Here is a 10,976-nt window from a genome sequence, read left to right on the forward strand (position 1 = left end):
TTCGAGGTTAGTGTCCGTTATGTACTCCAAAGAGCGCGAGCGTTTCCCGAAGGAATTTTTTCTGCCCGGATTCCCCACTGCGATAACCTCCAAACCGGGACTGAAGACTCATAACCTCCCTCTCACCATTCCGCTCCCCGACCGTTCCGGCGGCGTTCGCCCTCCTCAATTAAATCCCCCACGGCTGTTCGCAAGGCAGGAAATGCTTGCAAAGAGCCGTCCAATGTGCTATATTGCAAAACAGAGGATATGCATACCCTGAAAAAACAACGAAAGGAGACCATTACGATGAAACAGAGAAACGTTATAAAAGGACTGGATCGGAGCATAAGGCACAGTTATCACTGTGATCAGCGGACTATGCAATTGAATATCGTGCCATGCCGCCGGGAAAACGGGCCTGTTTTTTGTAGTGGAATTCTGCATCTATAAACAGATTGTCTATCCGGCTGCGTGAAGATTGGCTGCCGGCGGACGAATACCCTGTTAAGGGGATAAAAGACGTCACATAGGAAAGTATATGGAGATTTTTAGGAGCCAACTGGTTCCCCGTACATATGTACCGGGGATCACGGCTCCTTTTTTTGAGGTGAAAAATAAAATGAAAACAGTAAAAGGAAGATATAACGAGGCAAAAGTATTTACAGAGGTGGTGGAGGAAACCGCGCTGGAACAGATTAAGATGCTCTGCGATCAGGAATTTTCATCGGGGAGCAGGATCCGGATTATGCCCGACGTCCATGCGGGAGCCGGATGCACCATTGGAACCACGATGACAATCCGTGATAAGGCGGTCCCGAATCTGGTGGGAGTGGATATCGGCTGCGGAATGGAGACAATCCGCATCGGGAACTCCCATATTGAGCTTGAAAAGCTGGATAAACTGATCTACGAAAAGATTCCTTCCGGGTTTAATATCAGGAAAGAGCCGCATCCGTATAATGAGCAGATAGATCTGAATGAACTCCGGTGCAAAATGGCCGGGAAGATCAACCTGGATCGGGCGGTCCGCTCCCTCGGGACGCTGGGAGGCGGAAACCATTTTATAGAAGTGGACCGGGATACGGAGGGAAACTTCTACCTTGTCGTCCACTCCGGTTCCAGGCACCTGGGGCTGGAAGTTGCCCATTTCTACCAGAACGAGGCATACAAGGCGCTCAACGGTAATTCCCCGGCCGATGTGGATACTCTGATTAAGGAGTACAAGGCGGCGGGGCGCGAGAAAGAAATCCAGAAGGCCCTGAAGGAACTGAAGGCGCAGGTGACGACCACGGTTCCAAAGGCCCTGGCCTACTGTGAGGGGGAGCTTCTTGAAGATTACATCCACGACATGACGTTGGTTCAGCGCTTTGCCATGCTGAACAGAAAAGCGATGATGGATGAGATGATCCGTGGGATGAAGCTCAAAGTGGAAGAGCAGTTTACCACCATTCACAACTATATTGATACGGAAAACATGATCCTCAGGAAAGGGGCTGTCTCGGCGAAGGCGGGAGAAAAACTCCTGATCCCAATCAATATGAGGGATGGTTCCCTGATCTGCATCGGTAAGGGCAATGAGGACTGGAACTGCTCCGCACCCCACGGCGCCGGACGTCTGATGTCCAGAACCCAGGCGAAAAAGTCCTACACCGTCTCAGAGTTTAAAAAAGAGATGGAGGGAATCTACACGACTTCGGTCAATGCAGAAACCCTGGATGAATGTCCGATGGCTTATAAGGGGATGCAGGACATCGTGGATAATATCGGAGATACGGCCCGGATTTTATCGGTGATTAAGCCGGTTTATAACTTTAAGGCCGGAGAAGAGGGGTAACGAAGGTCTTATCATCCAACAGGAGGCGGAATGCAAAAATACCGGGAGGACAGGAGAAGTTCCTGTTTCCCGGTATAGAGACATACGGAGGTGGAGGCTCAGGCCCGGATTCAGGCGGCCTCCTCCATCTTTCCCAGCTTTTTGTATTCTCTGGTAAAGAGGAGCGCTGTTGTGCTCACCGCAATGATGTCTGCAATCGGCTCCGCGATGAATACGGCCAGCACCTGATTGCTGAAGAACTGTGGCAGTATAAAGATAAGAGGGATCAGGAGCAGAACTTTTCTGAGCAGGGCGAGAAAGACGGAGGTCTTTGCATTGCCCAGGGCGATGAAGGTCTGCTGGCATGCTATCTGAATACTGAAAATCAGGGATGCAGCCATGTAAACCCGCATTGCCCAGACGGTATACTGCGTTAAATCCGCATTGCTGGTGAAGATGGTGATGAATACTCTTGGCGCAAACATGCAGATTGCCCACAAAAGAGTGGAGTAGCAGATGGAAACGCGCAGGAGCAGGTGGAACGCTTTTTTTACACGGTGGATATGGCCCGCCCCGTAGTTGAAGCTGATAATCGGCTGTGCGCCCTGGGTCAGTCCCTGGAGAGGCAGCATGGAGAACTGCATCACGCTCATCAGAATTGTCATAGCGCCGACCGCGATGTCTCCGCCGTATTTCAAAAGGCTGGTATTAAAGCAGACGGAGAGGACACTCTCGGTAAACTGCATGATAAACGGGGCAAGACCCAGAGAGACACAGGTAACGATAATCGATCGGTCCAGCTTCATATTCTGGAGCTTAATTTTCAGCAGGCTCTTTTTACCGGTCAGGAATTTGAGGATCCAGATACAGGATACGGCCTGTGAAATGATAGTGGCCCATGCGGCTCCGCGCACGCCCATACCCATACCGAAAATAAAAATCGGGTCCAGGATGATATTGCATATGGCTCCGATGGCGACCGTCATCATACCGATTTTTGCATAGCCCTGCGCATTGATAAATGCATTCAGGCCAAGAGCCAGCTGGACGAAGATGGTGCCGCAGGCATAGATTTCCATATAGGCCCAGGCATAGACAATGGTCTTTTCACTGGCGCCGAACATCAGCAGGATGGAGCGCCCGAATATCAGGAAGAGCGCAGTCAGCGCAACCGAGATAATCAGGAGCATGGAGGTACAGTTACCGAGGATCTTTTCCGCCTGGTCATTTTTCCCCTTTCCCATCATGATGGAGGCGCGGGGCGCTCCGCCCATGCTGACCAGGGCCGCGAAAGCCGAGATACACATGATAACCGGCATCGTCACTCCCACGCCGGTCAGTGCGTCTGGGCCGATATTTTCAATGTGTCCGATATACATACGGTCTACCATATTGTACAAAACGTTGATTATCTGAGCCAGGATGGCCGGAAGCGCCAGGCTCAGCAGAAGTTTCCCGATGTTGTCGTGGCCTAAATCGGCCTCCTTCGAGATGCCGGAACCGGCTTCCTTTGATGTGAACTTATTCTGCATGATTTTCTCTCCCCTTTAATAATAATTCGGTGTTAATAAGAAGTTTATCCAGAGTTTCCGATGTGATGCGGAGCTCCTCCTGAGAAATGTCCCGTTCGATTTTCTGGGCCATTTCTTTCTGCTTAATGGAGATGCGTTCCGTAATCGGAAGACTCTTTTCACTGAGTTTCAGATGAACAACGCGCCGATCGGACGGCTCACGGACTGTTTCCAGATAGCCCTTTGCAAAGAGCGAGTCCACGGAGCGGGCCACCAGGCCCTTGGAGATCCCCTTGCAGCGGACGATGTCGGTCGCCGTATCTAACTCAGGGGAATTGTTGTGCAGAAATAAGATGACGGCAATTTCATTCGGCGTAAACTGATACTCTGCCAGTTCATACTGATAAAACCTGCGGTACATCTTATCTATCTTCTGAAATTTTTCGAAAAATCTTCCCGGTGAAGCCAGCAAATTTCTTTCCTCCCTGTCAATCAAGTTTATTTTTAAACTGTTCAAAAATAAACTATAATACCTTTTATTCCGTTTGTCAACAGGAAACTAAATGGAAGAAATGAGTGCATATGCGATGCAATAAGTAGTCCGGGCCGCCGCCCGTCCGTCCGCGGTTCCAATTCTGAATTATAGGCATGTCCGGTACATATTTGGGCAAAAGAGAACATACCCTAGAAGTAGCTTAAAAGAAAGTTGTCTGGAGGGGTGAAGCGTGAATGACAGAAATACAGAAGTATTAGAGCAATATGAACTTGAAATTAAGGCGTTTCGCAGAGGCAGGGGTGCCTGGGTCTGCGAGACCGACAAAGGGCTGAAGCTGCTCCGTGAATATAAAGGGACGGTAAAACGCCTGGAGTTTGAGGAAGAAGTTCTCCATTCACTTAAGGCGAGTGGGAGCTGTTTTGTGGATCAGTATATCAGAAACAAAGAGGGTGAACTGATGTCGACGGCCGGAGACGGCAGCCGTTATGTGGTGAAGGACTGGTTTTCAGACCGTGAGTGCAACATCCGGGATGAGGAGGAGATTATAGGCGCCGTATCGCAGATTGCCCGTCTCCATAAGACCCTCAGAAAGATAGAGGCAAAGGAGGAGTGGAATCTTGGTTCTATTCTGGCCGAGCCGATGACGGAGGAAATGGAGCGCCACAACAGGGAACTGCGGCGCACCAGGAATTTTATCAGCTCCAAACGTAAAAAATCGGATTTTGAGCTTTGCGTGATGGGGAATTTCTCCATGTTTTATGAACAGGCCCTGGAGGCCCGCGAGGGACTGGGAAAGATGGTGAGCGAGACGGGAGCGCCGGAGCATTACCTGTGCCACGGCGAGCTGAACCAGCATCACATCCTGATGGGACCCGGTTACACGGCGGTGATCGAATTTAATAAAATGCATCTGGGCGTCCAGGTGGCGGATCTCTATCATTTTATCAGAAAGGCCATGGAAAAGCATGGATGGAATATGAAACTGGGGATGCGTCTTCTGGATTCCTACGACAGAGTCCTTAAGATGGACGCCAAGGAGAGGGAATATCTCTATTATCTGTTCCTGTACCCTGAAAAATACTGGAAACAGCTTAACTTCTATTATAATGCAAACAAGGCATGGATTCCTTCAAGAAATGTGGAGAAGCTCCAGAACCTGGAGGTGCAGCAGAAGGACAGAAACGAATTCCTGAAGCGGATCCGGTAAGGTGGGGGAGCGGATGAGTACGCCGCCGGGACGGCCGGGAGGGAATTGGCTGGGTCTTTAGTCCCGCAGCTCCCGCACCAGGACTAAAGACTCATGCCAAACAGAGGATGCAAAATGTTTCACTGCCGCAAACCAATGAAACCGCCAACTTCGACTTTCAGGGCATGCAACGCTACAATATTGACAAAATAAAAGCGCCGCTGTATGCTGAACCTGAGGGATAGGGGGGACGGTCATGTGGATTAAAAAAACGACAGTCAAAACTCAAAAGGGAAATTATACATATATTCAACTTGTGCAGAGCACATCCGTCAAAGGGAAGAGCCGCCATAAGGTGATTGCAAATCTGGGCAGGATGGATCGGCTCGACATGGAAACGGTGGAAGCGCTGGTAGCTTCTGTTTCGTCGGGCACATATGATTCCCTGAAAATGGGGGAGATAAGTTTACTTCCGGTTAAGAGGTATGGGGGTGTTTTGCTTCTAAAGTATCTGTTTGAGGAGACTGGGATCAGAAGACTGCTGGTTGACATCGCAAATTATAAAAATTTAGATTTGTCTACGGTCGATGCGGTTTTTGCACTGGTTGCGTACTACTCGACGAATCACGATGAGTCGATGCGGTTTGACGACTGGATTAGGGAGGTTCACGTCCCCAATTCTGAGAATGTAAATAAGCAGTCCATCAGAGCCTCGGCGGCGCTGCTAAATGATACCACTATTATATGTGAAAGTCTGGCGAGCGTCGTAAATACGGACAGCTCCTTAAAATACAATTACGTGAATCTGTGCATGAATAAAAATATAAAGAATATTCCTGAAAATGTCGTAGTTTCCGCGCTGACCACGGAGGATATGACGCCTGTAAATTTCAAAATTCTGAAATTTCCGGCTTTCAACCAATATGATATTTTTTCTGATTCCGATGTGATTATCTGCGACAATTTAGAGATTCTAAAGGCATGCAGAAATTTTGAAGCATGTGCAATAAAATATATCTATAAGCTCAAAAAAGAAGAGGCCTCCTTTTTCTTTCAGGATGCAGGGCGCGTCGGTGATTTTGTGTCTTCGGGCGGGTATTTCACCGTACACGGAGATATCGGTTATAAGTCGCAGCTCTTTGAAGGAAAGCAAATCATTGTAATCCGCCCGACCGGAGGATATGTGGATGAGCTTTTACAATCTGTCAGGGAGCCCCGGGACGTGCTGGTAACAAATCTCGATGCCGGTGCACGGAAAATACTGGATTTATATTTTCACACGGAAAAGATACAGAACTATTTTTACACGATATTTTTGCCCACGGATCTGGACTATCTGTATGCGCAGATGAGCAACGATCTTTTATGCCACATGATATTAAACATTTACTTTCTGAGTTTTCTTTTTTCGGACACGATAGAAAAGCGTGCCGCGCCGCTTGGACTCAGTACAGAGGATGTGTTTAATGAACTGGACGACATCGTGTCTGCAAAGATTTCAAACGGGGTCACGACCCGGCATTTCCATTCCAAGCTGACGGAGAGACATATTGAGATACTGAGCAGGATGGGACTGAGTCCGCATCCTACGGTTAAAATCTGAACCAGGATCACGGTTCTTCCCTATCCTTCTGCTTCTTAAGCTTTTGCAGCGTAAGATACAGTACGATGGTGATGATAATGGTGGAAAGCGTCTTTAAAAAAACAGGGATTCCGCCAATATTGATGATAACGGCGGCGACTACCAGGGAAACCGCGGCGGCTTTATAGTCCATCAGCGCAAACTGAGTAAAGATAGCGCCGAACATTGCCGGTACGACATACTGGATCATGCCGAAGATTCTCTGAGGCAGGAATTTCAGCAGGGTGCCGCCCATGGTTGCAAGGAGGATCAAACACAGGGTGTTGACCACGGTTGAAGCAATTACACAGAAAGTAGAGAGGATATCGGCCTTGGGCGTGCCGGGTTCGATCCCCAGCGAGGCCAGGGTTGACAAGACGCTGGGGAGTTTCATATTCTTTACATTGCCCGACAGGACGGATACATAGGATGCGGCCGGTCCCATAAGCAGAATATATGTCATGGTATCGGCCACGGCGATCCAGTTATGTCCCATGATAGCCCCAATACTCAACAGGCTGGTCAATATTTTATCCCAGCCGGGATGATAACCTCTGACAAAACTCAGATAGAGACCGTATAAAAAACAGCTCACTATTCCGAGAGCCAGTGTAAGCATTCCCCAAAATTGTACTTTTCTGTAATAATCCCTTGTATACTCATCCATAGATAGCAGCTCCTCTCCGGTTTTCGTTATTTGGTCAGATAATACTTGCGGCGGTAATGGCGATCAGAATGGAGAGCGCCATTGACCACTCCTTAAGCCAGGACTTTTTGCAGCGGTTTCCCAGATAGGTTAGCAGCCACATGGACAGGGCGGCAGAGCCGACCGCGACAAAATTCTTCATATCCTTGATAGAATAATCAAGAGCAAAGTATCCGAAGGAGGCGAGAGAGGCGCAGATTCCGATTATCTTGCCCAGATTTCCCCGCTGATTCACTTTCTGGCGCATCGTGGAAAACGGTTTCAGGAACAGCAGATGAGGCAGAATCATCAGCGCGCCGCCGATATTCATAACCCAGACAGAGCAGGTAAAGGCGGACAGACTGTATGTATCGGAATTGATGCTTGTCCCCAGGGTTGATGCGGCGACTTCCGCAGCAGTTGTCTCATAGACTGCATTACCCACCACACTGAGGCGGGAGAGGGACAGGGGAGCGCCAATTTGGGTGATCAGGGCAAGGCCGACGATGAATACGGATAAGGCCGGTCCAATCGTAGTAATGATTCCGGACTTTACGGCCTTTCTAATCTCCACCCCTGTAATATCGAATTGGCTCCGGTAGCGCAGACTGATCCTGGTAAATATCAAAGTCTGCAAAAATATCAGAAATACCATAGAGAGATTGATGATCCACGAGGGAAAGCTGTTGGCTACTTGTAGAACTTCATCATGTGGTGTCATAAACGATAGCTCCTTATCTCATCGGTAATTCACAGGAGGACTCGCCGTCATTTCTCATACGGGAGCCCTTCGGTGAAGTTTTTGTAGTTTACGTTTCTCCGGGAACGACATCCTGGGGAAGGGGACAGGTATATGGATAAACGCGGATGGTCTCGTCGAATTCCTTCTTTGCCTCGGCTAAAATTTCGGGGTGGGTCAGAACATCCATCGCAGTCATTGCCATTGCTTTTCCGGCAAAAATCATGCCCTTATGTCCAATGCTCATTCCGGCGCATACCGCCTGCTGCCATGAGTGGTTTGGAGAACCAATGGTTTGCGCGGCAATGTACAGCTGGCACATGGGAGCCATCCAACTGACATCCCCTGAGTCCGTGGAATAAGGAGATACTTTTACATTCTCAAGCAGGTTGTCGGAAATCCCCTCATGCAAGTCGAGTTCGGCCAGCTTTGGATCTGTGACTCCGTGGACTACCATGGATTTTGCCTTGGCCGCTGTGCTGATTCCCTCGTTCAGTTTTTTTGCAAAGAGCTTTTCCTGCTCCGTAAAAACAGGCGCACCGATTTCGTGCATATTTTTAAGCGCCGCTTTCGACAGAACTTTGTTGGGCAGTGTACTGGAGGAGGCGGAGAGGACCTTTATATCTACGGTCGTTTCAGTTGCCATTGCCATTCCGTACGCGATTTTTTTCATTCGTTCGAATATTTCATCTGCATCCGCTTTCTTTTGCCCACGCACGCCGTACCAGATTTCGGCATAATCGGGCACAATATTTGGAACGGTTCCCCCGTTTGATATAACCGAATGAATGCGCGCATCCGATGAGACGTGTTCCCGCAGGTAGTTTACGGCCACATCCATCAAAATTGCGGCGTCGAGGGCGCTTCTTCCGGCATCCGGAGAGACTGCGGCATGTGCGGCTTTGCCGTGGAAAATGTATTTAACCGAATAATGCGTCAGACACGGTGATACGCTTACGTAAGAAATATTCTGGGGATGCCAGCGGATAATCGCGTCAATCCCATCGAAAACATGGTCACGGACCATGAATACTTTTGCCGCACCGCCTTCCTCCGCAGGGCAGCCGAAGTATTTTACCGTACCGGTTACATGTAATTCGGTCATCGCCTGTTTCAGGCAGAGGGCGGTGGACAGGCTGCCCACGCCAAGCAGATTATGGGCGCAGCCGTGTCCGGCCTTTCCGGTAGGTTCCTTTTTATCAGAAATCTTGTGGCCCAGACCGGGCAAAGCGTCGTATTCGCCGATCAGCGCGATGACCGGGCCGGGGCCGTTGGACCATTCGCTGACAAACGCGGTCTCGATGCCCGCCACGCCTTTTGTTACCGTGAATCCGTTTTGTTCAAACACGCTTTCTAACAAAGCTGCGGACTTAAATTCCTGGAACAGGGTCTCTGCATATTCCCATATACGGTCGCTCAAGTCCGTCATTTTACTTTCATTTTCTTCAAACCATTTCAGTATAATCTCTTTGTAGCTCTCCGTTGTGATTTCCATTCTTTCTCCTTCCGTCTTTTGTATTATACGATAATCCTCATAATAAGACCTGCGATGATGGTGCATAAAATCATGATGATATAGCATGCGCCAAAGGATTTACCTTTTACGCCGGTAACGCCCAGGATTCTTCCGATTGCCCCCGCATTGCCGGTTAACATGAGCATTGGCAGCAGAATGGTGACATGCTCTGCGGTAAGAATTCCGTCGTTGAGCAGGGTGACGGCGCTGAGACAGCCGCCCGGCATTGAGATGAGGCAGGTGAGATAGGGAACGACCGCTTCACCGGGCAATGCGAAAATACTCATGATAGGACCGAGAATTTTCCCTAAAAGTGTCATCAGCCCCGTAACTTCAACGATGCGCATGATCAAAACCGATAATACGATGCCCGGGACATTGGAATTCAGCCACATGTGAACGCCTTTGCGGGCGCCGGCCATGAAAACTTCAATAAAAGTCTGTTTTTCTTTAACTGCGCTGCCGTCCATATTATTCTACCTCCCCGGATACTTTGTTTTTATTGGCAAATTTCAGGTAAAATCGCATCATATTTCCCGATACGAACTTCATTACGATAACTACGAGGAATACCGCTCCCTGCCCGAATTTCAGTTGGGGAAGAAACCATATGCCATAGCTGACCATCATACCAATGATGGCGGTACCGGTAAATAAATAGGAAGACAGGATGTCCCGCTGGTCGGAGGTGATTTTTTTGTTCTCATACAGTTCTTTGACGATGGCGGTACTTCCGTCTGTCGTTTCCAGGTTGGCAATGATGGCCAGGGAGCTTTCTCCCGGAACGCCCATAAGAAATCCAAGTATGGGTGAAAGCAGCTTGCCCGCAGCTTTCATTCCGCCGTAGTAGTCAACTACGTTTACCACGGCAACAGCAAAAAATATGCCGGGTGCGATAGTCAGTGATTGAAGAAACATATATTTCAGGCCGTAACCGCCCGAACCGAGAATACCGGGGGAGGCCCCCTCCACTATGGTTCCGAACTGGCCCAGATATGTCTGCAGATCAAGTATTTTTAATGGTCCGGGTCCCTTCTGGAATAACCCGGAGAAAAATAGTAATCCAAGCAGAAACACCAAATACTCTTTAAATCCTACGCTGTCTTTTTCCCCTTTTTTCACACAACCGTCCTCACTTTCTGAATTTTTTTAATTTACATTCGAATTGCGGCCCGCATATGTATGCTGATAATTATAATTGGTTTTTTGGGTGATGAAAAGACTTATTTTTGCTCTATTTGGCGACGGAATCGCCTATATGGTGGCAAATTTTGAGAGAGCTTGAATATACAATTATCTGTGAACGTAGGTATGGTGGCAAACCTTTGGAGGATGGGTTACTGGGCGTGGAATGGAGCAATGCTACGAAGATTAGGGATTTAATTGAGGAATGAGAACGCCGCCGGGACGGTCGGGGTTCGGGATGG

Annotated in this window: 10 protein-coding genes; 3 read left to right on the forward strand and 7 right to left on the reverse strand. The window is 48.8% G+C overall.

What is annotated here, in order from left to right; all coding sequences use genetic code 11:
• Window positions 1–601 precede the first annotated feature (601 nt).
• Entirely contained in the window at window positions 602–1,816 is a 1,215-nt protein-coding gene (locus QZT18_RS22455) for an RtcB family protein (RefSeq protein WP_294151774.1), read from the forward strand.
• 110 nt (window positions 1,817–1,926) lie between these two features.
• On the opposite strand, the gene QZT18_RS22460 is transcribed toward QZT18_RS22455, so the two are convergent.
• Window positions 1,927–3,327, reverse strand: a complete 1,401-nt coding sequence (locus tag QZT18_RS22460) for an MATE family efflux transporter (RefSeq protein ID WP_294151776.1) — start codon at window positions 3,325–3,327, stop codon at window positions 1,927–1,929.
• On the reverse strand, window positions 3,317–3,778 hold the full coding sequence (locus tag QZT18_RS22465) for a MarR family winged helix-turn-helix transcriptional regulator (protein WP_294151778.1): 462 nt from the start codon (window positions 3,776–3,778) through the stop codon (window positions 3,317–3,319). Before QZT18_RS22465 ends, QZT18_RS22460 begins: the two co-directional genes overlap by 11 nt.
• A 253-nt stretch (window positions 3,779–4,031) precedes the next feature.
• Between QZT18_RS22465 and QZT18_RS22470 the strand changes: the two genes are divergently transcribed.
• Together QZT18_RS22470 and QZT18_RS22475 are read left to right on the forward strand one after the other, a co-directional pair.
• Window positions 4,032–5,009 (forward strand): spore coat protein CotS, encoded by a 978-nt coding sequence (locus QZT18_RS22470; protein ID WP_294151781.1) that lies wholly within the window; start codon window positions 4,032–4,034, stop codon window positions 5,007–5,009.
• 235 nt (window positions 5,010–5,244) lie between these two features.
• Window positions 5,245–6,591 (forward strand): hypothetical protein, encoded by a 1,347-nt coding sequence (locus tag QZT18_RS22475; protein WP_294151783.1) that lies wholly within the window; start codon window positions 5,245–5,247, stop codon window positions 6,589–6,591.
• Between the two features lie 7 nt (window positions 6,592–6,598).
• Here QZT18_RS22475 and QZT18_RS22480 read toward each other — a convergent pair whose 3' ends face one another.
• From QZT18_RS22480 to QZT18_RS22500, 5 genes are all read right to left on the reverse strand, one after another.
• Window positions 6,599–7,276 carry a hypothetical protein gene (locus tag QZT18_RS22480; protein WP_294151784.1) on the reverse strand — a complete coding sequence of 226 codons (678 nt, stop codon included), beginning with the start codon at window positions 7,274–7,276 and terminating at the stop codon, window positions 6,599–6,601.
• A 34-nt stretch (window positions 7,277–7,310) separates the two neighbouring features.
• Window positions 7,311–8,015 (reverse strand): DUF5058 family protein, encoded by a 705-nt coding sequence (locus QZT18_RS22485; protein WP_294151787.1) that lies wholly within the window; start codon window positions 8,013–8,015, stop codon window positions 7,311–7,313.
• Window positions 8,016–8,103: 88 nt separating this feature from the next.
• A complete protein-coding gene (locus QZT18_RS22490; protein WP_294151788.1) occupies window positions 8,104–9,528 on the reverse strand; it encodes an amidohydrolase in 1,425 nt (474 codons plus the stop codon).
• A 23-nt stretch (window positions 9,529–9,551) separates the two neighbouring features.
• Complete coding sequence (locus tag QZT18_RS22495) at window positions 9,552–10,019, reverse strand: hypothetical protein (RefSeq protein ID WP_294151790.1); 468 nt, start codon at window positions 10,017–10,019, stop codon at window positions 9,552–9,554.
• Window position 10,020: 1 nt separating this feature from the next.
• On the reverse strand, window positions 10,021–10,671 hold the full coding sequence (locus QZT18_RS22500) for a hypothetical protein (RefSeq protein WP_294151793.1): 651 nt from the start codon (window positions 10,669–10,671) through the stop codon (window positions 10,021–10,023).
• Window positions 10,672–10,976: the final 305 nt, after the last annotated feature.

It is taken from the genome of uncultured Clostridium sp. (genome assembly GCF_900547735.1).
Classification (GTDB): Bacteria; Bacillota; Clostridia; order Lachnospirales; family Lachnospiraceae; genus Otoolea.

Bases quoted from the DNA above. Each gene is read 5' to 3' on its own strand.
- QZT18_RS22455 (WP_294151774.1), top strand. From the start codon at position 602: ATGAAAACAGTAAAAGGAAGATATAACGAGGCAAAAGTATTTACAGAG.
- QZT18_RS22460 (WP_294151776.1), bottom strand. From the start codon at position 3,327: ATGCAGAATAAGTTCACATCAAAGGAAGCCGGTTCCGGCATCTCGAAG.
- QZT18_RS22475 (WP_294151783.1), top strand. From the start codon at position 5,245: ATGTGGATTAAAAAAACGACAGTCAAAACTCAAAAGGGAAATTATACA.
- QZT18_RS22480 (WP_294151784.1), bottom strand. From the start codon at position 7,276: ATGGATGAGTATACAAGGGATTATTACAGAAAAGTACAATTTTGGGGA.
- QZT18_RS22485 (WP_294151787.1), bottom strand. From the start codon at position 8,015: ATGACACCACATGATGAAGTTCTACAAGTAGCCAACAGCTTTCCCTCG.
- QZT18_RS22490 (WP_294151788.1), bottom strand. From the start codon at position 9,528: ATGGAAATCACAACGGAGAGCTACAAAGAGATTATACTGAAATGGTTT.
- QZT18_RS22495 (WP_294151790.1), bottom strand. From the start codon at position 10,019: ATGGACGGCAGCGCAGTTAAAGAAAAACAGACTTTTATTGAAGTTTTC.